Here is a 20,591-nt window from a genome sequence, read left to right as displayed (position 1 = left end):
GTCCCTTTTTGTGCATATACATCATTGTATAGGAAATTCGCGGATTTGAGAAGGTAGGTAAATCAGATGTCCAAGTTTTTGAGGGGAACGATCATTTTGCTTGCAGCAGGGTTTGTTACACGGGTGCTTGGATTCATTAACCGGGTTGTCATTGCCCGGTCGCTTGGCGAAACGGGCGTCGGCCTCCACCAAATGGCTTTTCCTACCTTAATGCTCGTCATTACGGTCACGCAGCTCGGCCTGCCGGTCGCCATTTCAAAATGCATTGCCGAGGCGGATGCGGTCGGGGATAAGGTGAAAATCAAAAAAATCCTTGTCATTTCTTTAACTGTTACCATTTCCCTGTCAGCTATCTTTACACCGGGGCTAATTTTTCTGGCTCCGTTCCTGGCCGAGAAACTGTTTACGGATGCACGCGTATATTATCCGCTTGTTGCGATTACGCCGATCATCCCGATTGTCGCCATTTCCGCCGTATTGCGCGGCTATTTCCAGGGCAAGCAAAATATGAAGCCGTTTGCCATTTCACAAGTCATTGAACAGAGTGTGCGCATCATGCTGATTGCCGTCTTTGCAAACTGGCTTTTGCCGTACGGGGTCGAATATGCTGCTGCCGGCGTCATGTTTGCATCCATTTTGGGCGAGTTTGCATCCCTTCTTTATATGTTTACGATGTTCAAGCTGAAAAAGCAAATACGGGTGAGGAAAAATTTTTTTAAAGCGGCTAAAGCCGGGAAAGATACGTTCTATGAATTAATGCGCGTTGCCATTCCGACAACCTGGAGCCGTTTGATCGGCAACCTCTCGTGGTTTCTTGAACCGATTGTCGTTTCCCACTGCCTGGCCATCGCCGGTGTTGCATCCCATATTGCCACACAACAGTACGGCTCTTTAACCGGATTCGCCATGCCGCTTTTGATGCTGCCATCCTTCGTGACGGTTTCACTTTCGACCGCGCTTGTGCCTGCCATCAGTGAAGCGAATTCACGGAAAAATTACAGGCTTGTTGAACACCGGCTCCAACAGGCTTTGCGTTTTTCGCTTTTGACCGGTGGCGTCTCGGTCGTAATCCTTTATGTGTTTGCTGAACCGTTGATGCAGCTGATGTACGGGACCGGAAACGGATCACAGTTTATCAAAATCATGGCGCCGTTTTTTATATTCCAGGCATGTCAGGCACCGCTCCAGGCAGCCCTGCAGGCACTGGATCTTGCTAAAGCCGCCATGATCAACAGCATCATCGGGGCCGCCCTCAAATTGTGCGTCATTTTTGTACTGGCTTCCCGCCCCGAGTTCGGCATAAACGGCGCCGCAATCGGCATTATGGCAGGCACCGTGCTTGTCACGTTCCTGCATTTTGCAACCTTGCTGAAAAAAATCCAGTTTACGCTTTATATTCATGAGTGGGCGAAACTTTTGGCGGTTTCCGTTGTTTCCGGTGCTTTCGGGCAACAATGGCTTTCCCGTTTTCTGGAAGAGGTGGAGTCCCCCTTCCGCCTGCTTGCCGGGATTTCTTTGACAGCCGCAGTTTATTTGCTGCTGCTTTTGCTGACGAAACTCATCCGCCGTTCGGATCTCATGCATATTCCGCTTCTGAAAAAACTGCTTTAAAAAAGCGCGTAACTTTTGTTAGATGACTGCATTGAATAAGCGCGAGATTTTTGGGGCTCCTGCGGAAACAGGCTCGCGGCATGTTTGGAAAGCGGGATCATTTCGCGCAGGTAAATCAGAGCATGAAAAAGCCCGGCTGCAAACAGCGGGGCTTATTTTTCATCATCCAGATCAATATAAAACTCGCCGTCCTGGTAGCTGCAAAAAGAGATTTGGCCAATATCCCCGTATCCCCTTTTTTCCAGTTCTCTTCGCAGCCACTCTTCGGTTTTATTGCTCTTTTTCAAATTATTTTTTTGGATTTGTCCGCCAACTATGAACGGTTCGGTATAGGTTGCAGGTTTATTTTTCTTTTTGCTTTTTTTCACAACCGACAATTCCCCCGATGTCTCCAGAATTGCAAATTCCACATCGGCAATGTTGTCAATGTCTTTGGTACGCAGCTGCATTAAGAGGTCGTCAAAATTATAGCGTTGCCTGCGCATCTCTTTTTCGTCGATTTTCCCTTTATTGATGATGATGCTCGGCTTGCCGTCAATCATTTTGCGGAAGTGGCTGCTGCGGAGCGAAATCAGCGCCAGCCCAATTTGAATGCCGAGCAAAACGGCCATTGGCAGCAATGAATTAAGAATCGGGTCACGGTGGTTTTCAATGGCGACAACTGCCATTTCCCCAATCATAATAAAGACGACCAAATCAAGGACATTCAGTTCCCCGATCTCCCTTTTCCCCATTAAGCGGAAAATCACCATAATCACAACATATAGCAGCAATGTACGAAAAAAAATAATAAGAAGATTCTCCAATACCGATCCCCCTGTTCCTTCTATGTTTGGGTACCCACTTAGTATGCGCAATCGGAGAAAAAATCCTGCTTGAAAAATCCATATGCGATTCTATATTCGATTTTCCGTGAATATGCTTGTACTGTGGGAAAAAGGATTGGACAAAGGAGGGACTGAAAATCGAAGCGCAAAGATTAAGCATCAGCCTTTTATACGGGCTGGGCGCCATTTTTGTACTACTTGCCGTATCAAGCCTGGTGATTTCGCTCATCCTGCGGTTTTCCGATCTGACGGAACAATCTTTGCATACAGTTGTGACGATGATTTCATTTTTCAGCCTGTTTATCGGCGGGCTGATCGGAGGAGGGAAAGGAAAAAAGAAAGGTTGGCTACTCGGCAGCATGACAGGGATGATATATACGGGGATTGTCTTTCTCGTTCAGTATTTGGGCTACGATGAACTGTTTACCCTTAAGCAGATGGTTTACCATATTTGCTATATCCTGGCAGCCGCAATGGGGGGCATTTTGGGGGTTAACTTGTTCTCAGGGCGGTCCCGGGAAACTTAAAAATAAGCGCCGCGTCTAGCGGCGCTTATTTTATTTTGTTTTGGATTCTTCTGCAGCATTTTTTTCTGCCGCTTTTTTGTTTTCTTTCTTGCTTGCGGCTTCTGCTTTTTTCGCCGAGGCGGATTCCACCACTTCGCGGATCGCCGAGCGGTCGAATGTCAACCTGGAACCGTCGCCGCATTTTAGCACGACTTTGTTTTCATCAATAGAATCCACAATCGCATGCAGCCCGCCAATCGTGACAATTTTGTCACCTTTCGCCAAATTGTTCTGCATCATTTGGATGTTTTTCTGCCTCTTTTGCTGCGGCCTGATCAACAAAAAGTAGAACAGGACGAATAAAATAATAAGGGGCAATAATTGGGCTAACGCTTGCATTTGTATCCTCCTTTCTTGACAAGTTCTATATTAGAAATTTTTCGCATCCGGACGGTTAAATCCGTATTGCTCAAAAAATTCTTCCCTGAAATCAAGAAGGCGGTCTTCGCGAATCGCCTGCCTTATATTTTCCATTAATTTTAACAAAAAATATAAATTATGGTAAGTAGTTAAACGAATTCCGAAAGTTTCGTCACATTTTATCAAATGCCGAATATACGCGCGTGAATAATTGCGGCAGGTGTAGCAGTCGCAATGTTCATCAAGCGGTCTGAAATCTCGGGCATACTGGGCATTTTTCACAACAAGCCGCCCTTTGCTTGTCATGACGGTGCCGTTTCTCGCTATCCGGGTCGGCAGCACGCAGTCAAACATGTCAATGCCTCTGATTGCCCCGTCAATCAAAGAATCCGGCGAACCGACCCCCATTAAATAACGCGGCTTATCGCTTGGAAGCAGCGGCGTCGTAAACTCAAGCATCCGGTTCATGACTTCCTTCGGCTCACCGACGGACAGGCCGCCGACCGCATAACCCGGAAAATCAAGTGAAACAAGATCGTTTGCGCTTTGGCGCCGCAAATCTTCATAAGCACCACCTTGGACAATACCGAATAGCCCTTGCACATCAGGTCGCTTGTGCGCATGCAGGCAGCGCTCTGCCCACCGTGATGTCCTTTCGACCGATTCCTTCATATATTCATAGGTAGCAGGATAAGGGGGACATTCATCAAACGCCATCATAATATCGGAACCGAGCGCATTTTGGATTTCCATCGATTTTTCCGGGGACAAAAACAGTTTGTCTCCGTTTAAATGGTTCCGGAAATGGACGCCTTCTTCCGTAATGTCACGCATTTTGCTCAGGCTGAATACCTGGAACCCGCCCGAATCGGTCAGAATGGCTTGGTCCCAGTTCATAAACTGATGCAGTCCCCCGGCTTCTTTAACAATATTATGCCCGGGCCGCAGCCACAAATGATATGTATTACTTAGGATCGTGCCGGCCCCCATGCTTTTTAATTCTTCAGGGGACATCGTCTTTACCGTAGCAAGCGTCCCGACCGGCATAAACATCGGGGTATCGTACGTCCCGTGCGGCGTATGGAGTTTGCCAAGGCGGGCGCCTGTCTGTTTGTCCGTCTTGATCAATTCATAAGTAATTGCAGCCAAAAAACGTTGCTCCTTCCACTATTTAATGAACATCGCATCCCCGAAACTGAAGAAACGGTATTTTTCTTTTACTGCCGTTTCATAGGCATGCAGCACATTTTCCCTGCCTGCCAGCGCACTCACAAGCATAATGAGCGTTGACTTTGGCAGGTGGAAATTCGTAATCAAAGCGTCAATCGCCTTATATTCGAAACCCGGATAAATGAAGATATCCGTCCAGCCGCTTTCAGCGGCAATCTTTCCGCCATGGGCGGCGGCAATCGTTTCAAGCGTCCTGGTTGAAGTGGTGCCGACGGAAATCACGCGGCCGCCACTGTTTTTGACGTCCATAATCGTTTTCGCCGCTTCTTCAGAGACCTGGTAAAATTCCGCGTGCATATCGTGATTTTCAATATCTTCCACATCCACCGGGCGGAATGTTCCAAGCCCGACATGGAGCGTGATGAACACAATCTTGACACCCATGTTTTCAATTTCTTTCAGGAGCTCCTTTGTAAAATGGAGCCCGGCAGTCGGTGCGGCAGCCGATCCCGGTTCTTTTGCATATACCGTCTGGTAGCGGTCCTGGTCTTCCAGTTGTTCTTTTATGTACGGTGGCAGCGGCATTTTACCGAGTTCGTTGAGCACTTCATAAAAAATGCCATTGTATTGGAATTCCATGATACGGCCGCCGTGGTCAAGCTCCTTCACGCACGTTGCTTTCAGCTTCCCGTCGCCAAAATGCACGGTAGTCCCGGCTTTGACGCGCTTTGCCGGTTTGACAAGCGTTTCCCACTGGTCCCCTTCCAGCTGTTTCAACAGCAGCACTTCTATTTTGGCGCCGGTTTCGTCTTTAATACCGAACAGCCTTGCCGGCAGCACTTTCGTATCGTTCAACACAAGGCAGTCGCCCGGGCGCAAATAGTGCGTAATGTTTTTAAATACCGTATGTTCGATTGCCCCTGTTTTTTTATCAAGTACCATTAGCCGGCTGTCTGAACGGTTTTTTAACGGCGTTTGGGCAATCAATTCTTCCGGCAGGTCAAAATCAAATAAATCAAGTTTCATTTATGGTTCCCCTTCGTTTTGTATAGTTGAAACATAAGATGCACTTTAGGGCGGCAAATGATAACGCCCTCCGCTAGGAAGTCCGTACGCCGCTGAGCAAGGCGCTTCCGCTTTTCTATTTAAACCGCCCGATTATATATAATAACACACTCAGGACAATGCTTAAAATAATAGAGGTAGCAATTGGGAAGTAAAAAGTCGTATTGCCTTTTCTGATGAGGATATCCCCGGGCAGACGGCCAATTTTTGTTAACTGCATCGAAAGACCGATAACAAAAAGAATCACCGCAATCGTCATTAATACTTTTCCGAAACCGCTCACTTCGGCACCTCCATTTGAAAATGCTCGTAAACAAGCGGGGTTGCGACCCTGCCCCGCGGCGTCCGCTGCAAAAAGCCGATTTGCAGCAAATACGGCTCATACACGTCTTCAATCGTTTCCGCTTCTTCCCCGATGCTCGCGGCAATCGTATCCAACCCGACAGGCCCGCCTTTAAAGCGTTCAATGATCCCTTTTAACAGCTTATGGTCAATATGGTCAAGCCCAAGTTTATCGACCTGCAGCAGTTCAAGCGCATAATTGGCAACTTCAAGTGTAACCTTGCCGTCGCCTTTTACTTGGGCAAAATCCCGCACCCGTCTGAGCAGCCGATTGGCAATCCTCGGTGTGCCACGCGAGCGCCTTGCAATTTCCCTGGCACCCTCCGGTTCAATTTCCGTCTGCAAAATATCAGCCGTCCGCAATACAATCTCTGCCAGCTGATTTTCATCATAATATTCGAGCCTGCTGATGACGCCGAACCTGTCGCGCAATGGAGCCGAAACCGACCCTGCCCTAGTCGTCGCCCCGATTAACGTAAACGGGGGCAGGTCAAGCCGAATCGACCGGGCTCCCGTTCCTTTGCCGATGACGATATCCAGGCAATAATCTTCCATTGCCGGATACAGCACTTCTTCGATTGCTTTCGGCAGGCGATGGATCTCATCAATAAACAGTACTTCCCCCGGTTCAAGCGAGGTCAGCACCGCAGCCAGGTCGCCCGGCCGTTCGATCGCAGGGCCCGAAGTTGTCCGGATTTTTACGCCCATTTCGTTTGCAATGACCATTGCCAATGTCGTTTTTCCGAGTCCAGGCGGCCCGTACAGCAGCACATGGTCCAGTGTTTCATGCCGTTGCTTCGCCGCCTGGATAAAAACAGCTAAATTGTGCTTTACTTTTTCCTGCCCGATATACTGCGCCAAAGTTTGCGGGCGCAGGCTCATTTCAAAGGAAATTTCCTGTTCGTCCGCCTCGCCGGAAACAATGCGATCCTCCATGCTCTCCCCTCCTGGTTCCCATTATTTTACCATCGCTTTTAAAGCTAGTTTAATATACTCATCCGTGGACAGGTCCTCCTCCGGAAGCTGTGGGACCACTTTATGGATTTCTTTTTCCGAGTAGCCAAGCGCCTGCAATGCCAGTACGGCTTCTTCCAGATTGCGGCTGGCTGCGGACTTTTGGATCGTTTTTTCCTGGTTAAATAAATTCGGCATATCCGGCGCGATGTCCAAAAGTTTTCCTTTTAAATCGAGGATCATCTGCCTTGCCGTTTTTTTTCCGACGCCGGGGAATTTGACGAGAAACGATTCGTTTTCATTTTCAATCGCTTCGACCACCTGAGACGGCTGCCCGTACGCCAGAATGGCCAGCGCCCCCTTCGGACCGATGCCCGACACATTGAGCAGCTTTTTAAACAGCTCCCGTTCTTCTGCGGCTTCAAAACCGTACAATGCGATCATATCTTCGCGCACATGCTGGTAAGTATAAATTTTCCGCTCTTCCCCGATACTTTTCGAAAAGATATACGGGTTCGGTGTGATCAATTGGTATCCGATCCCCCCGTTGTCCACGACAACATAGTCCGGACTGACGGAGTCGATGATCCCTTTTATATATTCGTACAAACTTCCCACACACTCCTCAAAAACTTGCTATCAACCATTGTACCATAGATAGCTCTGATTTTGGGAACTGCGGTTTGCACATTCAATTTGCCCACCCGAATAAGGATTCAGCGTATGACGCAGCATTTCCGTTTTCCATTTTTTCCTGCCGCCGGCTCTCCAATTTTTTCAAATACAACTGGAAAAAGGGCTGGACAATGCCTTTTTTCCCCGATCCGCTTTGGAAAGTGATGCTGAAATAACCGTTTGCTTTTAAAAGCGGGGAGATATCGTGAATATGTTTCTGCAAAACAATCCGGGATCCGCCTATATCGGCGATTTGCCAGCCCGGATAGCTCCGTACAACCTCACATGGCGTTTTGTCCGTACGGATGAATTCCTCACTGACTTCCCCGTCCAGGTAAACGCGTTCCAAAATCACTGCCGTTTTCTTTCCAGCAGCCAACACATCCTTGCTTTGCAAAACGTCGGGAAATCCCGCACCCGCCAATAAAAACGCGGCAATGGGCACGGCGCGCATCACCAAGGTATACATATTGATCACCTCCCGCCCAGATTTAAAACGTTACTGATAGTGTAGCCAGTTTTTGCACGCATATCCCGTCCTTCCGCAAAAAAAGCACTTTCCAGACCGGATAATTCCGGTCCGGAAAGTGCTTCATACTGATTACAATTCAGCATTATGATAGATTTCCTGGACGTCGTCATCGTCTTCCAGCCTGTCCAGCAATCTTTCCATCTTTGCTTTTTGCTCTTCATCCAAAGCAATCGTATTTTGCGGCACCATCGTGATCTCAGCCTGTGCAAACGTAAACCCGTTCTCCTCCAGGTTTTTCTTTACATCCATAAATTGCTCGGGATCCGTATAAATCTCAAACACTTCATCACTTGTTTCCATTTCCTCTGCCCCAGCTTCAATGACCTGAAGCAGCATTTCGTCTTCATCAATATCAAGCCCTTCACGCTCAATGGCAAGATACCCTTTCCGGTCAAAGAGGAATGAAACGCAGCCATTTTCGCCGAGGTTCCCTCCGTTCCGCGAAAAAGCAACGCGGACGTTCGAAGCGGTCCGGTTTTTGTTATCCGTTAACGCCGTTACCATGACCGCGACACCGCCCGGGCCGTACCCTTCATAAATCATTTCTTCGTAATGTTCGGCATTTTGGTTGCCGCTCGCTTTATCGATGGCACGCTTAATATTATCATTTGGCATATTGGCAGCCTTTGCCTTTTCTATGACTAGGCGGAGGGCTGAATTTGCATCTGGGTCAGGACCATTCTTTGCCGCAACATAAATCTCTTTTGCCAGTTTTTGAAATATTTTTCCGCGCTTTGCATCTTGCGCGCTTTTTCTGCCTTGGATATTTTTCCACTTGGAATGGCCAGACATGATCAATCTCTCCTTTCATTCGCGCTGATACAGTCCTATATTACTATACCATATCCGGAAGAAAGGGGGATGCAAAAAGAACAGCCGCGCCACACTATGCCCTTAATTGTTTCTCAACCTCTAACACAAACCGACCTCTTTCCTCAAATTGCCCGAATGTGATGGAAGACAAATGGGGCCAGAGCTGTTCTTTTTCATTTTCTCCGCACGTGATAAATTGGTTCCATTCCCGCAGCACATCCGCCGGGTAAAGGAGCGCTTCAAGAATTGTTTCGCGGTCGGGCGCATCCATCATTATCCCCAAATTGCACAGTTTAGAAAGCGACCAGGAGATGGAAGGCAAAATGCGGTTGCAAAACTGCAGGTCGTCCGTCCAGGCAGGGGCAAGACGGGCGAGGTCAAAATCGATCAAATACAGCTTTCCGTCTTTTCCACGCAAAAAATTATGGTGGGCGACATCGCCATGGGTAATGCAGTATGGGGGCCTGGTAAAAATGGGCTCCTTTTCCCCGAGCCTTTTTAACGACGCATGAGCCCAGGACTCGTAAGTTTTAAAATAAAACGCGGGCATATAATGCATAATTTCACCTTTGTTTTCCAAAAATTCACGGTAACGATTCCGCCATTTTCGCAGCTGGAAAAAACGGGGAAATTCAATTTTAGCAGAAAGTGGAAACCGCCCGGTTGCTCGGTGGTATGCTTTTAACAGGCGGAAAGCAGATAAAATGTCTTGTTCGGTATGATAGGCAAAAGCATCCGGATGCGGTTCAATATATTCCATGATTCCGAAACATGTTTGTTCAAATATGCAATCACCATCATCATCGGCCGGCAAAAACCGGCAAATATGCGAAAATCCAGATTCCAAAAGCGTTGTGGTCAGCAACATTTGCCGTTTCAGCCGCTCAATGCCGGGATATTCTTTCAAAATCCATTTCTTCGTTTTTGTTTCTACGAGCCATACTTTTCCGCGGAGCTTTGTAATCTTTTGAACCGGTTCTCCCAGCCGTTTTTCAGCATAAAGAAGGAGACGCTTGTTGCCGTCCCCTTCTTTGTCCCAGCCCCCGCCCATTTAATCCTCTTCACCGGAAGCATCCGGATTCCGGTCGTACTGCTGCGGCGCCGGCATGCCGTAGCTGTACGGCTGCGGCATCGCATAAGGCTGATACGGATACTGCGCATATCCCGGGAAGTTTTGTGGCTGCGGCGCATACTGCGGCATATATGCCGAGCTTTCAGGATTTGCGACGTATACAGGACCCTGCATGCCCCAATACGGCTGGGCGGAAGGATTTTGCATCGTACTGCCCTGCATATGGTGGCCGTATGGATAAGATGACGATGAAGATTCTTCCTCCCATTCATGGCTCGGCGCAAGTGTTTGCGGCTGCTGCCAAACCGGTGCCTGCTGTGTTGGGTATCCCGGCATCGGGGCCATCACCGGCATTTGGTACGGAACCCCCTGGAAAGGCGCGGCATAACTGTACGGATAAGGGGCAAACCCATGTTGCATCACCGGCCCCCCGCAACCGCAATCCTGAATCGGCATCGGGCAAGGATAAATTGGTGCATACATTTCGTAACACTCCTCTTGTACCGGCATGGTATAATGTCCGCTTGAAGACGAAGATTCGCTTTCATGATGGTGATACACCGGCTGCGGCTGTGGCGGCGCCTGCGTATGGGTTTCAATTTCAGCCATATTCGTCACATAATAATTATGGATATCAATTTCCGGTACAACAGGCTGCGGCATGATAGGCTTATAGATGGTTTCCTTTTTTTCTACCACTTTCTCTTTTACCGGCATTTCTTTGTGCGGTACCGCTTTCGGCGCTTCTTTTTGGATCGGCATTTCTTTCTGCACCGGCAATTTCGGCTGCGGTATTTGCTGGTACGGGTGTACTGCAATCGGTGCTTCCTTCATACCCGTATGCATCTCTTTTTTTACCGTGCCCCCTGTTGTCGGAATTTTAATTTTCATTCCGGGCATGATCATTTCCGGATTGGATAATTGCGCGTTCATTTTTTTCAATTCGTCAAAATCGACGCCGTATTTTTTGGCAATTTTCCAGAGCGTATCGCCTTTTTGAACGATATGGATTTTCACACATTTTCCCTCCTCAAGCATAAGTCCATACATTCTATGTTGTTTTGGGCAAAATGCGAACGATTTACATAAAAATTTATGACCTTCAGCTCCGCATTATGCCATTTCCGGCAGGCGCGTTTCTTTCATTTGGCCGCCCCCGTATGGTAAAATCCGAAATAGGCAGAAACGAATGGAGGAAACGATGTTGGCAGTAAAGAAGAAAATTCCCGGGGATGAAAGGCGGAAATTGATCGTGAAGTGGCTGCAGGCAAGCCGGTCCCCGATTACAGGCGGGGAACTGGCAAAAAGGGCGAATGTGAGCCGCCAGATTATCGTGAATGACATTACGCTACTGAAGGCAAAAAACGAACCGATCCTTGCCACAAGCCAAGGTTATTTATATATGCACCCCGTCCGTCCGGAAACAACCGTTGAAAAAACGATCGCATGCTCCCATACCCCCGGTCAGGTGGAAGAAGAACTGAACGTGCTGGTCGATAACGGCGTGACCGTAAAGGACGTAAAGGTGGAACATCCTGTATACGGCGACTTAACCGCATCCATCATGGTGTCAACCCGTGAAGAAGTGGCGCAGTTTATCCGCCGCATTAAAGAAACGAATGCCAGCTACTTGTCTGAATTGACGGGCGGCATCCACCTGCATACGGTTGAAGCCGCAAACCACCAGCAGTTGAAAGCCGCAGAACGCGCATTGAAAGCATTAGGGATTCTGTTTACTGAAAATGAAAAAGAGCTGCCCTGAATGTGTTTGAGCAGCCGGTTTATGAAGGACATTTTTGAGAACGTTATGGCTTAAAGTGCCCCATGCCGCTTTTGAAGGGCAATTCGGGGATGAAAATTGCGAAAGTGTCGTTTATCCCTCCTTTGAAAGACATTTCATGGCGAAAAAATGTCTGAAGTGTCTTTCATGCATTAAAAAAGGCTGAACCAAAAGCAACAGCTTAAGCTTTAGGTTCAGCCTTTTCCCAATCCTATTCCGCCATATACCTGCAGTAGCTCCCAAGCTCCTTAACCGTGCAGCCGAGGGCGCGGATTTCCTCCAACGAAAAGCGGACAAGTTTCTCATCTAGGGAATGGTTCAAATCAATCATAAAAAAGTAGTTTCCGAGCCCCGTCTTTAACGGGCGCGACTCCAGTTTGCTCAAGTTAATTTCGCGCCATGCAAAAGCGGAAAGCACCTGATGCAGCGACCCGGCCTTGTCCGTAGGCAGCGTGATCATGATCGTCGATTTTTGGAACGACGGCGCTTTTTGGATTTCCAGTTTGTTATAAGCCAGGACAATAAACCTTGTATGGTTGAAAGGATAGTCATGGATACTCCGTTTTACAATTTCCAAACCGTACAGTTCCGCCGCCATTTCGTTGGCGATCGCCGCCCATTTCAGCTCCGGATGCTCGCTCACGTATTTCGCAGCGGCGGCGGTGGAACCCATTTGCTCCACGGCCGCATGTTTAAATTCCCGGTGCAAAAACTTGTGGCATTGCGCCAATGCATGCGAATGCGACACAATTTTCTCGGTTTTCCGCCATTCGGCAACATTCTCCGGATGGACCATAAAATGCTGCTCGATCGGTACAACGATTTCTGCCCGGATCGGCGGAAGATCCTCATGATATAAATAATCGACAGTTAAATTGACAGAGCCTTCAAGGGCGTTTTCCAAAGGGACAACCGCCATATCCACCTGTTTTTCCTTGACGGCTTCCAGGCATTCCGGAATCGTCCGGTAAGCAATCCGGCGGGCATCGGGAAAAACCGACTGAACCGCAATATCGGTAAAGGTTGCTTCCGGGCCAAAAAATGCTGCTCTCATTCGTTTCCTCTCCCGACAGCCGGAGTATTACGCTCCGGACCCCAATATTTCTACTTTGTTGACAAACTCAAATGCATTCAGTTCTTCCAACAGATCATTTAAACTCGCCCGGATATCCGAAACATTCAAGGAAATGGTCACGTTCGCCCGCCCCTGGATCGGGATTGTCTGGTGGATCGTTAAAATATTGCACGAATATGAGGCGATGATCCTTAAAATTTCGGATAATGTCCCGGACCGGTCTTCAAGATAAAAAAACAACGTCACGATTTTTTCTTTTACAACCGAATGGAACGGAAATACGGTATCACGGTATTTATAAAAGGCGCTGCGGCTGAGGTCGACTTTTTGCGCCGCATCCCCGACCGACACCGCACTTCCCCTTTCGAGCAGTTCTTTCGCCTGAAGCGTCTTTTTCATCGCTTCCGGCAAAACATCTTCACGGACCAATATAAATTTATGTTCTGCTTTCTTTTCCAAAGTGCCCTTCCTCCACTAGATTCACCGTATCCGTGCCGGGGCCGGTTTTCCTTCTCTCCCGTCCCACACGGCTAGTCTACAAATTCAAATTCATAATCCAAGAGGCGGACCGTGTCGCCGTTTTTCGCCCCGCGTTCACGGAGCGCATCATCAATGCCCATCCCGCGGAGCTGGCGGGCAAACCGCCTGACCGACTCATCATGGTTAAAATTCGTCATTTTAAACAGCTTCTCGACTTTTTCCCCGTGTATCACAAAACTACCATCCGGATCCCTTGTAATCGTAAAATCCGCTTTTTCTTTTTCGTGCTTATACACGACCCGGCTTGACCCAGCACCCATTTCTTCGTCCATATACAGCGAAAAAGCGGGCGTTTTGTCAAGCAGATCGGCGATGGCAAAAAGCAAATCTCTTAAGCCTTTCCGCGTCAGCGCAGAAATCGGGAAAATCGGCGTGCCGCTTCCAATCTGTTCTTTGAAGTGCGCTAAATTCTCTTCCGCGCCCGGCATATCCATTTTATTCGCAACAATGATTTGCGGGCGTTCGGTAAGGTGCAGGTTATAGGCCTTCAATTCTTCGTTAATGGTTAAGTAATCCCCGTACGGGTCACGTCCTTCCACTGCCGCCATATCAATGACATGGACGATGACCCTTGTCCGCTCGATGTGACGCAAAAACTGGTGTCCGAGTCCGACGCCTTCGTGGGCGCCTTCAATCAGCCCCGGCAGATCGGCCATGACAAAACTTCTTCCGTCATCCGTCTCGACCATGCCTAAATTTGGCACGAGCGTCGTAAAATGATATTCCGCAATTTTCGGGCGCGCCGAAGAAACTACGGAAAGCAGTGTCGATTTCCCTACGCTCGGAAACCCGACAAGGCCGACATCGGCAAGCAGTTTTAATTCAAGGACAATATAGCGTTCCTGGCCCGGTTCCCCGTTTTCGGCGATTTCCGGCGCCGGATTGGCCGGCGTGGCAAAACGGATATTGCCCCTTCCGCCGCGACCACCTTTTGCGATCACCGCCCGTTCGCCATGGCGCGTCAAATCGGCAATCACCTGCTTCGTGTCATCATCAATGACAACCGTTCCCGGCGGTACCTTTACGACCAAATCTTCCGCCCCGCGGCCGTGTTTCCCTTTGCTCATGCCGTTTTCGCCACGGTTTGCCTTGAAATGCCGCTTGTAACGGAAATCCATCAGCGTTCTCAATCCTTCGTCCACTTCAAAGATAACATCGCCGCCGCGACCGCCGTCGCCGCCGGCAGGCCCGCCCATCGGCACATATTTTTCACGGCGGAATGCGACCATGCCGTTGCCGCCGTCCCCGCCTTTCACATAAATTTTTACTTGGTCGACAAACATAAAATATAGAACCACCTTTACAACATTTGTTGCTTAAGTTTTATGATAAAAGCTTTCCTCCGGCCGGAACTTCCGGAAATACAACTTCGACTGAGAAAACGGTTTCTGATTGTGCGTGCACAACATGACGCCCCCGGCATTCCGCTTCGAGCCAACCTGTTAAAAGCCCCGGCGTTTTTATTGTACCGCTAAATTCAAAAAAGAAACGGGCGGCTGATTGGGGAGTGCCAAACGTTAATGATAAAAGATTGTCGCCGTACGGATCCGCCATTTCCTCCACGCACGCCAAAAAGCTTTTCATCCAGCCATAAAGCCGTCCGTCTTCCGGCAGTAAACGCTTATCGGCGTCCAAAATTTCGTACTCCAGCCGGAAAGGGTGCCCTTCCCAATTATATGTAAGCAATAACTCGGCAAATTTCGGCAGATGCAAATTAGACAGTTTCGACTCCTGCTGTGCTTCCAGGATGATATCCTCTACGATGTCTTTGACTTTTTCCATATTATTTAAACTGGCATACCCATTAATTAATTGAAGTTTGTTCAGCCAATCGTGCCTTGCATGGCGGAGCACTTCAACAGTCGTCCAATTTTCCATCTTAAATAGCTCCCATTTGCAGAAATATGTTAGTTTTAAGTATAACAAAAATCTTTGCCATATGCACCGTTCTTTAAACGAAAAGCTCCACCGGCAATATGTAAAAAAAGCCCCGGGCCGCTTCATACGGCCGGGGCTCGTTTAAGCTTAGGCTTCTTTTGCCACCGGATATACGCTCACTTTTTTCTTGTCGCGGCCGAAACGTTCGAAACGCACGATGCCGTCAACTTTCGCAAACAAAGTGTCGTCGCCGCCGCGGCCGACATTCTCACCCGGAAAGATTTTCGTTCCGCGTTGGCGGTAGAGGATCGATCCGCCGGTTACGAATTGGCCGTCCGCGCGTTTTGCGCCAAGGCGTTTTGCGATCGAGTCACGGCCGTTTTTCGTGGAACCAACACCTTTTTTGGATGCGAAAAACTGAAGATCTAATTTTAACATGAGTTTCACCTCCTATTGAAAGGTAATATGGATAAATTCCCCGTATTCCCGTTCAATGGTCTGCAGGGATACAACCATGCCCTCAAGCAGAATCTGTGCTTTTTCGCTTGCCTCTTCAGGGAGACCCGCGGGAATTTTGCATTGCAGCAAGCCGCTTTTGGATTGGCGGATTTCGGGTTCAACCCCAGCCACTTCCATCATCGCGTTCACTGTCCCGAAAGAAACAGCCGATGCGCCGGCGCAGACAATGTCCTGTCCGTATTCCGCAAAGTTCGCATGGCCCTTCATTTGAAAAGACGAAATTCTTCCGTCTTCCGTGCGCTTGATACAGACCTCGATCATATCGCGGCCGCCTTACGCATTGATTTTTTCAATGACCACTTTCGTATATGGCTGACGGTGGCCTTGTTTTTTGTGGTAGTTTTTCTTCGCTTTATATTTGAACACAACGATTTTTTTCGCACGGCCGTGTTTTTCAACTTTTCCCGTAACCGTAGCGCCTTCAACAACAGGGCTGCCGACTTTCACGGAATCGCCGCCGACAAAAAGAACGCGGTCAAATGTAACGGTTTCGCCTTCAGCAGCATTCAGTTTTTCAACGTAAATGGCTTGGCCTTCTTCCACCTTGATTTGTTTTCCGCCGGTTTCAATAATTGCGTACATCACTGCACCTCCTTAAGACTAAGACTCGCCAAAGACAGGCGTTTTACATGACGTAAAAACTTGCATGCCTGTTCCTGAGCGGTTGTAGCACAGGCGCTACAAACATAACATATTGATCATACCACAGGACTGCTGCTTTGTCAACGGGAAGAACTGCTTTTCTCCCCGAGTTCCCGCACCGTCCCAAACTGGCGGATCGCATAATACGGATGGGCATCCCTAATGATACGGAAAAAAAGTTTGACGTGGAGGAGATGCTCCAGCCTGCCAAGATGCACAAGATTATCCCCGCAGAAACAGTCTTTTACATCTTCTGTACATTCGATCAGCACAGCCTCATGAAGTCCGGAAGGCATTTCCAACAGTTCCCGTTCCAAGCGGAAAGCAACGGTTTCCGGGCTTTCAATTTTTCCTTTCCCTTTGCAGACCGGGCATACTTTAAGCAATGTTTCCGGCAGCGATTTGCGCGTTTTTTTCCGCGTCATTTGCAAAATGCCGAGCTCGGTAAAACCGGTGATCCTTGTTTGCTTACCGTCGTTTGCCAGCTCTTTCTCCAGGGCCAGCCTGACTTTTTCACGCTCCTTTTCATCTTGCATGTCAATGAAATCAATCAGGATCATCCCGCCGTAATCACGCAGTTTCAACTGCCTTGCGATTTCTTTTGCCGCAAGCATATTCGTTTGCAGCACGGTTTCGTCCTGGTCCTGCCTGCCCGTGTATTTTCCGGTATTGACATCAATGCTGATCAACGCCTCTGTTTCATCGATCACAATATACGCGCCGTTTTCCAGCCAGACAATCCGTTTCAATGCATCTTCAAGTGCCCCATCAATCTTGTAGTATGTAAAAATATTCACCTGCCCGCTGTAAAACTCAAGCGACCAGTCCAGCTCCGGATGGTTTTCCAGCAATTTTTTCAGTCGCTTTAGTATCTCCGGATCATCCGAAATGACCGTTCCACTTTTCATACGGACAAGTTCACGGTAAATCTCGGTTTCGACGTTATTTTTTTCATATAAAACCGCAGGGGCTTTTTCACGTGAGGCCTTGTCAACCATTGCCCGGTACTTCTTCCTCATTGTCTTGAGCTCATCAAGCCATTTTCCGTCCCCCGTCAAGGCGGCCGTTCGGAGGATGATCCCTTCACGCGGTTCGAGATGCGCACGCACCCTGCTCCGCCACAGCTTTCTTTCGGCTTCATCCGCTTTCTTGGATACGGCCGTATATTTTCCCTCCGGGAGATAGACAATTTGCTCACCCGCAAGCTCGATGATACCGGTTAAAAGCGGCCCTTTCAATGCGGTTCCGTCTTTTTTGACCTGGACGATGATCGGCTGCCCGGCCGCCAAAAATGACGAAATCGGGCGCTCTCTTATTTCATCGTTTCCGTGCAAAAAAGCGGGGAGCCGGCCGATGTGCAAATATCCGTGCCGGCCCCCGCCGATATCGATAAATGCAGCATTGATACCGGGTTTGACGGCCGCCACTTTTCCAAGATAAATATTCCCGACTTTTGTAACATCACCGGGCTGCCGGATCCGGATGGCGGCTACTTCCCCGTTTTCCAAGACCGCATACCGTTTTTCCCTCGTTTTAAAATTGATTACAATCGACTGGGACAACATGCATACACCACACAATTTTTTCTGCTGATGCCGCGTGAAGTCAAAAGCGCGGCTTCCATCAATAACTATACATGATATCTTTTACTTTCGCATGCGTTTGCTTTTCAGAAAAGAAGGCATGCAGCAGTTCATTTTCATCCAGTTTCCCGATTTCCACCCCGCCTTGCAAGACAATCAGCGGATGTTTGCGGCCCCGTTTAAAAGATTCCAATACTTCATATAAATAAGCACCTGCGTCTACACGGAGCGTTTCCAAATCATGAAGCGGATCCCTGTTTCCGTAATACCGTTCAAGCAGAAAACGGATGAAAACAAAATACAGCTGTTTCCATTCTTTCCAAAGCGAGGCATATAAATAAACAGCAACTGCCCAAATATTCAGATTCGCCGGTGTATTGAAAAGCGCCGTTGCATGGAAGATGAGAAGAACGGCGAGCGAACTGAAAATCGTTATGCGGAAAGCGCGCAAAAACGGGAAAAACCTTGAAAACGCCATATTGGCGATTTTACCGCCGTCAAGCGGCCAGATCGGGAGCAAATTGAAAAAAAGAATGGCCCGGTTCCATTCCTGGACTTGTATATACAATGATTCCGGCAAAATGTGAAAGTAAAACAGGGCGTACGCGCAAATGGCGATCCAGACGTGCTGGACGGGCCCGGCAAGCGTGACGGCCATTTCTTCTTTTAAAGGCCGATTTCCGTGCTCTTCCGTTTCGGCAACACCGCCAAACGGCAAAATCATAATTTTTTTGATCCGCCACGAAAAAAATTGCGCCGCACCCGCGTGGCCCATTTCATGGATCAAGATGATGGCAAACAGCAGAACAAGTTCCTGGAAGCGTGCGGTGGCAACGGCGATCGCCGCAACAATCCAAAAAAGGGGATGGATTTTGATTTTTTTCAGCACAAGAAACAGATCACTCAAATTTTATCACCTGAATCGGGTCAATAAAATCGCCACCTTTTTTGATCGCAAAGTAAAATTCCCCTTTTTCGCCGCTATTGGCTGCAGTGCCGACTTTTTCGCCGGCTTTGATCCGGTCGTACTCCCGGACATTCACTTTTCCGAGGTTGGCATACCAAGTTTCTGTTGAATCGACATGCTGGATAATGACGGTATTACCAAGCGATTTTTTCTTGCCGGCAAAAATAACGGTGCCGCTGCTCATCGCTTTCACGTTTGCGCCCGGTTTTGTTTCAATCATAACCCCTCTTCCGTCTGCTGAAAAATTGGTCAGGATTTTTCCTGATACCGGCATGGCATACTGCTGCTCCCCGTCCGAAGCCGCCGTCTCTGTATTTGACGCTTTGTCCGGAAACAGCGCGATCGGTTTTCCAAAATTGTCTTCGTACCATTTGGCCGCTTTCGCAAATTGGAATTCGGTTTCCATGACCCGTTCCACGGCTGTTTTTGGTTTGTCAAACACCGGATTTGCTGATTTGAACAGGATGGCTACGGCGAGCACAAGGCAGGCGGAAGCCAAAATTTTAAACAGGATGGCTTCTTTTTTAAATAGCGGATGGATGGGCCTCACGGATGGTTCATAAACATGCGTGCCTTCATCACGGATCAGGCTGGAATAAATCAAGTCTTTGCCTGGCCTGCGCGCTTGTTTCACCACTTTTCTCCGCTTTGCCATTTGCTTTCTGATTTCGTCTGCGCGGTTTCCCAAACAAACTCCCCCTCTTGTCCAGGCTTTCGTTTGTTATCAATGTATGACCTGTCCAACAGGGATAGAACCCGAATCAAAATAATCCGGTCCGAAAGCCATAAGGCTTTCCGGGCCGGCCCATCTCAAGATGTTTTTGAACTGAATAATCTTTTAAATCTTGCAAACATGCCGGTTTTCGGGTCTTCCAAAGGCATGAGCGGCACGGTTTCGCCTAATATTCTGCGGGCTATATTGCGGTATGCAAGCGATGCGCGGTTATTCGGGTGAAGGGCAATCGGCTCCCCCTGGTTTGATGCGCGGATGACTTCTTCATCATCCGCCACGATCCCGATCAGGTCGATCGATAAATGGCTTGTCACTTCATCAATATCCATCATGTCCCCGTTTTTCATCATATGGCTGCGGATCCGGTTAATGATGAGTTTCGGCGACTCAATATGGTCTTCTTTTTCAAGCAGCCCGATGATCCGGTCCGCATCCCGCACCGCGGAAATTTCAGGCGTTGTCACGACAATGGCCTGGTCAGCGCCCGCCACCGCATTTTTATACCCCTGTTCAATACCGGCCGGGCAATCGATCAGGATATAGTCATAATCTTGCTTTAATTCATGGATTAATTGTTTCATTTGCTCAGGCGTTACAGCCGATTTGTCGCTTGTCTGCGCCGCCGGCAGCAAAAAAAGCTTATCGTCGAAGCGTTTATCTTTTACGATTGCCTGATGCATTTTGCAGCGACCTTCTACGACATCCACCAAATCATAGATAATCCGGTTTTCAAGCCCCAATACCACATCAAGATTTCGAAGCCCGATGTCCGTATCTACAAGGCAGACTTTTTTCCCTTGAAGCGCCAGCGCCGTGCCGAGGTTTGCCGAAGTAGTCGTTTTGCCGACTCCGCCTTTTCCGGATGTAATGACAATCGCTTCACCCAT

The 20,591-nt window shown here is 48.5% G+C and carries 25 protein-coding genes and 1 other annotated feature; of the genes, 3 read left to right on the top strand and 22 right to left on the bottom strand.

From position 1 onward, the window contains the following. Nucleotides 1–66: 66 nt before the first annotated feature. A complete protein-coding gene (gene spoVB, locus BpJC4_RS03480; RefSeq protein ID WP_151697538.1) occupies nucleotides 67–1,611 on the top strand; it encodes a stage V sporulation protein B in 1,545 nt (514 codons plus the stop codon). A 152-nt stretch (nucleotides 1,612–1,763) separates the two neighbouring features. Here spoVB and BpJC4_RS03475 read toward each other — a convergent pair whose 3' ends face one another. Beyond that, on the bottom strand, nucleotides 1,764–2,417 hold the full coding sequence (locus BpJC4_RS03475; RefSeq protein WP_151679301.1) for a DUF421 domain-containing protein: 654 nt from the start codon (nucleotides 2,415–2,417) through the stop codon (nucleotides 1,764–1,766). A 152-nt stretch (nucleotides 2,418–2,569) separates the two neighbouring features. Here BpJC4_RS03475 and BpJC4_RS03470 point away from each other — a divergent pair, with 152 nt between their 5' ends. After that, nucleotides 2,570–2,965, top strand: coding sequence for a TIGR04086 family membrane protein (locus BpJC4_RS03470; protein ID WP_151697549.1), 396 nt, complete (start codon nucleotides 2,570–2,572; stop codon nucleotides 2,963–2,965). A 30-nt stretch (nucleotides 2,966–2,995) separates the two neighbouring features. On the opposite strand, the gene yajC is transcribed toward BpJC4_RS03470, so the two are convergent. The 10 genes from yajC to safA form a co-directional block, all read right to left on the bottom strand. Next, complete coding sequence (gene yajC, locus BpJC4_RS03465; protein WP_151697537.1) at nucleotides 2,996–3,343, bottom strand: preprotein translocase subunit YajC; 348 nt, start codon at nucleotides 3,341–3,343, stop codon at nucleotides 2,996–2,998. 30 nt (nucleotides 3,344–3,373) lie between these two features. Next, entirely contained in the window at nucleotides 3,374–4,513 is a 1,140-nt protein-coding gene (gene tgt / locus BpJC4_RS03460) for a tRNA guanosine(34) transglycosylase Tgt (protein WP_151697536.1), read from the bottom strand. An 18-nt stretch (nucleotides 4,514–4,531) separates the two neighbouring features. Continuing rightward, on the bottom strand, nucleotides 4,532–5,560 hold the full coding sequence (queA, locus tag BpJC4_RS03455) for a tRNA preQ1(34) S-adenosylmethionine ribosyltransferase-isomerase QueA (RefSeq protein ID WP_151697535.1): 1,029 nt from the start codon (nucleotides 5,558–5,560) through the stop codon (nucleotides 4,532–4,534). 115 nt (nucleotides 5,561–5,675) lie between these two features. After that, entirely contained in the window at nucleotides 5,676–5,882 is a 207-nt protein-coding gene (locus tag BpJC4_RS03450) for a DUF2905 domain-containing protein (RefSeq protein WP_151679297.1), read from the bottom strand. Beyond that, complete coding sequence (gene ruvB, locus BpJC4_RS03445; protein WP_151679296.1) at nucleotides 5,879–6,877, bottom strand: Holliday junction branch migration DNA helicase RuvB; 999 nt, start codon at nucleotides 6,875–6,877, stop codon at nucleotides 5,879–5,881. The genes BpJC4_RS03450 and ruvB overlap by 4 nt, the downstream gene beginning before the upstream one ends. A gap of 21 nt (nucleotides 6,878–6,898) precedes the next feature. After that, nucleotides 6,899–7,504: a Holliday junction branch migration protein RuvA gene (gene ruvA, locus BpJC4_RS03440; RefSeq protein WP_151679295.1), complete on the bottom strand. Its 606-nt coding sequence runs from the start codon at nucleotides 7,502–7,504 to the stop codon at nucleotides 6,899–6,901. An 82-nt stretch (nucleotides 7,505–7,586) separates the two neighbouring features. Then, entirely contained in the window at nucleotides 7,587–8,039 is a 453-nt protein-coding gene (locus BpJC4_RS03435; protein ID WP_151679294.1) for a BofC C-terminal domain-containing protein, read from the bottom strand. A 132-nt stretch (nucleotides 8,040–8,171) separates the two neighbouring features. Further along, a complete protein-coding gene (locus BpJC4_RS03430; protein WP_151679293.1) occupies nucleotides 8,172–8,894 on the bottom strand; it encodes a YebC/PmpR family DNA-binding transcriptional regulator in 723 nt (240 codons plus the stop codon). Between the two features lie 94 nt (nucleotides 8,895–8,988). Beyond that, on the bottom strand, nucleotides 8,989–9,966 hold the full coding sequence (locus BpJC4_RS03425) for a phosphotransferase (protein WP_151697534.1): 978 nt from the start codon (nucleotides 9,964–9,966) through the stop codon (nucleotides 8,989–8,991). Further along, a complete protein-coding gene (gene safA / locus BpJC4_RS16885) occupies nucleotides 9,967–11,004 on the bottom strand; it encodes a SafA/ExsA family spore coat assembly protein (RefSeq protein WP_151697533.1) in 1,038 nt (345 codons plus the stop codon). Between the two features lie 187 nt (nucleotides 11,005–11,191). Here safA and BpJC4_RS03415 point away from each other — a divergent pair, with 187 nt between their 5' ends. After that, on the top strand, nucleotides 11,192–11,749 hold the full coding sequence (locus tag BpJC4_RS03415; RefSeq protein WP_151697532.1) for a transcription repressor NadR: 558 nt from the start codon (nucleotides 11,192–11,194) through the stop codon (nucleotides 11,747–11,749). A gap of 229 nt (nucleotides 11,750–11,978) precedes the next feature. On the opposite strand, the gene pheA is transcribed toward BpJC4_RS03415, so the two are convergent. The 11 genes from pheA to minD all read right to left on the bottom strand — a co-directional run bounded on the left by pheA (nucleotide 11,979) and on the right by minD (nucleotide 20,591). Continuing rightward, complete coding sequence (gene pheA, locus BpJC4_RS03410; RefSeq protein ID WP_151679289.1) at nucleotides 11,979–12,821, bottom strand: prephenate dehydratase; 843 nt, start codon at nucleotides 12,819–12,821, stop codon at nucleotides 11,979–11,981. A 27-nt stretch (nucleotides 12,822–12,848) separates the two neighbouring features. Then, the gene (thrR, locus tag BpJC4_RS03405) at nucleotides 12,849–13,301 is read right to left on the bottom strand and encodes a transcriptional regulator ThrR (RefSeq protein ID WP_151679288.1); all 453 of its coding nucleotides are present in this window, start codon (nucleotides 13,299–13,301) and stop codon (nucleotides 12,849–12,851) included. 71 nt (nucleotides 13,302–13,372) lie between these two features. Continuing rightward, a complete protein-coding gene (gene obgE / locus BpJC4_RS03400) occupies nucleotides 13,373–14,665 on the bottom strand; it encodes a GTPase ObgE (protein ID WP_151697531.1) in 1,293 nt (430 codons plus the stop codon). Between the two features lie 40 nt (nucleotides 14,666–14,705). Further along, nucleotides 14,706–15,260 (bottom strand): Spo0B C-terminal domain-containing protein, encoded by a 555-nt coding sequence (locus BpJC4_RS03395; RefSeq protein ID WP_151679286.1) that lies wholly within the window; start codon nucleotides 15,258–15,260, stop codon nucleotides 14,706–14,708. 147 nt (nucleotides 15,261–15,407) lie between these two features. Next, nucleotides 15,408–15,698, bottom strand: coding sequence for a 50S ribosomal protein L27 (gene rpmA / locus BpJC4_RS03390; RefSeq protein ID WP_151679285.1), 291 nt, complete (start codon nucleotides 15,696–15,698; stop codon nucleotides 15,408–15,410). A gap of 12 nt (nucleotides 15,699–15,710) precedes the next feature. Continuing rightward, nucleotides 15,711–16,040: a ribosomal-processing cysteine protease Prp gene (locus BpJC4_RS03385; RefSeq protein WP_151679284.1), complete on the bottom strand. Its 330-nt coding sequence runs from the start codon at nucleotides 16,038–16,040 to the stop codon at nucleotides 15,711–15,713. A gap of 12 nt (nucleotides 16,041–16,052) precedes the next feature. Next, nucleotides 16,053–16,361: a 50S ribosomal protein L21 gene (rplU, locus tag BpJC4_RS03380; RefSeq protein WP_151679283.1), complete on the bottom strand. Its 309-nt coding sequence runs from the start codon at nucleotides 16,359–16,361 to the stop codon at nucleotides 16,053–16,055. Nucleotides 16,362–16,372: 11 nt separating this feature from the next. Next, nucleotides 16,373–16,455, bottom strand: a sequence feature (ribosomal protein L21 leader region). A 46-nt stretch (nucleotides 16,456–16,501) separates the two neighbouring features. Further along, the gene (locus tag BpJC4_RS03375; protein ID WP_151697530.1) at nucleotides 16,502–17,983 is read right to left on the bottom strand and encodes an Rne/Rng family ribonuclease; all 1,482 of its coding nucleotides are present in this window, start codon (nucleotides 17,981–17,983) and stop codon (nucleotides 16,502–16,504) included. A gap of 61 nt (nucleotides 17,984–18,044) precedes the next feature. After that, a complete protein-coding gene (locus BpJC4_RS03370) occupies nucleotides 18,045–18,911 on the bottom strand; it encodes a M50 family metallopeptidase (protein ID WP_151679281.1) in 867 nt (288 codons plus the stop codon). Beyond that, nucleotides 18,904–19,659 (bottom strand): M23 family metallopeptidase, encoded by a 756-nt coding sequence (locus BpJC4_RS03365; RefSeq protein WP_151679280.1) that lies wholly within the window; start codon nucleotides 19,657–19,659, stop codon nucleotides 18,904–18,906. The genes BpJC4_RS03370 and BpJC4_RS03365 overlap by 8 nt, the downstream gene beginning before the upstream one ends. Nucleotides 19,660–19,781: 122 nt before the next feature. After that, nucleotides 19,782–20,591: a septum site-determining protein MinD gene (gene minD, locus BpJC4_RS03360; protein WP_151679279.1), complete on the bottom strand. Its 810-nt coding sequence runs from the start codon at nucleotides 20,589–20,591 to the stop codon at nucleotides 19,782–19,784.

The organism is Weizmannia acidilactici (assembly GCF_008974185.1).
GTDB lineage: Bacteria > Bacillota > Bacilli > Bacillales > Bacillaceae_C > Weizmannia > Weizmannia acidilactici.
The sequence above is the reverse complement of the archived record's forward strand: the minus strand, read 5'-3'. Positions and strand labels throughout refer to the sequence as shown.